Genomic DNA, 1,222 nt, shown 5'->3' with positions numbered 1-1,222 from the left:
AGAACGCGACGACGCGCCAGTACGCCTACGACCGCGCGATCACCCAGATCAAGCGCTCGCGCGGCCGCCTCAAGAAGCTGTCGGTGGCGGTGGTGCTGAACAACGCCAGGGCCGCGACGCCGAAGTCGGGCTGGAGCCCGGCCGAGATCGCGAACATCGACAAGATCCTGCGCGGCGGCCTGGGTATCGACACCAACCGCGGCGACGTGCTGACGGTGTCCTCGCTGACCTTCCCGGCACCGGCCGCGGTCGAGCCGTGGTACCAGGAGCGCGACAACATCGTCGACATGGCCGGCTACGGCATGTATGCGATCGGCGCCCTGCTCGGCTGGCTGCTGATCCTGCGTCCGCTGATGCGCATGCTGAACCAGCGCGTCGCACCGCGGGTTGCTGGTGCTCCTGCAACGGCGGCACCCACGCTGGCGACCGTGCAGGCAGGCGCGGGCACTGCCCTGCCGGGCGCGCACAACGCCGGCGCGTTGCCGGCCCCGGTTGCGCACGCCGCGATCCAGGGCGGAACGAATCCGGCACTGGGCGCGCCGGCGGCGGCCCAGCCCGACGCGTCAGCGTCCGGCGAGATGCCGGTCCAGGCGCTGCTCGAGGAATACGATTTGCCCCCGGCCGGTTCGGCCGTGGATGTGATGGTCGACCACCTGAAGGTCCTGGCGGGTAAAGAGCCGGAGCGGGTGGCGGAAGTGGTCAAACAATGGGTGCAAAAGAAAAATGGCGGATCTGAACAATAACGACGTGCAGGAAGCGGCGCTGAGCCCGGTCGAACAGGCTGCGATCGTGCTGCTGTCCATCGGCGAGGAACCGGCGGCGGCCGTGCTGCGCTGCCTCGAACGCGAGGAATTGATCGAGCTGACCCAGGTGATGAGCCGGATGAGCGGCATCAAGGTCGACGCCGTGAAGAACTCGATCCAGAAGTTCTTCGACGACTACCGCCAGCAAAGCGGCCTGCACGGCGCGTCGCGCAGCTACCTCAAGCGCTCGCTCGACCTGGCGCTGGGCAGCGAGATCGCCAACAGCGTCCTGAACACGATCTACGGCGACGCGATCCGCCCGATGATGGCGCGCCTGCAGTACGCGTCGCCGAAGTGGCTGGCCGACTACATCGCCGCCGAGCACGTGCAGATGCAGGCCGTGTTCCTCGCGTTCCTGCCGCCGGCGCTGGCCGGCCAGATCATCGACGCGCTGCCGGAAGACGGCCGCGAACTGGTGC

1 protein-coding gene and 1 pseudogene are annotated in these 1,222 nt (G+C 68.3%); both read left to right on the top strand.

Annotated elements, in window-relative coordinates; translation table 11 throughout:
- Positions 1 to 743, top strand: a 743-nt coding sequence (locus tag AC1DYX_RS31295; RefSeq protein WP_477266130.1) for a flagellar M-ring protein FliF C-terminal domain-containing protein, incomplete at its 5' end; no start/stop codon positions are given.
- Positions 724 to 1,222 (top strand): annotated as a pseudogene (gene fliG / locus AC1DYX_RS31290) (flagellar motor switch protein FliG); the annotation flags it as partial. The gene AC1DYX_RS31295 and the pseudogene fliG, both read left to right, overlap by 20 nt.

Source organism: Massilia sp. P2_C2, assembly GCF_056404615.1.
This window is presented reverse-complemented; position numbering and strand designations above follow the sequence as displayed.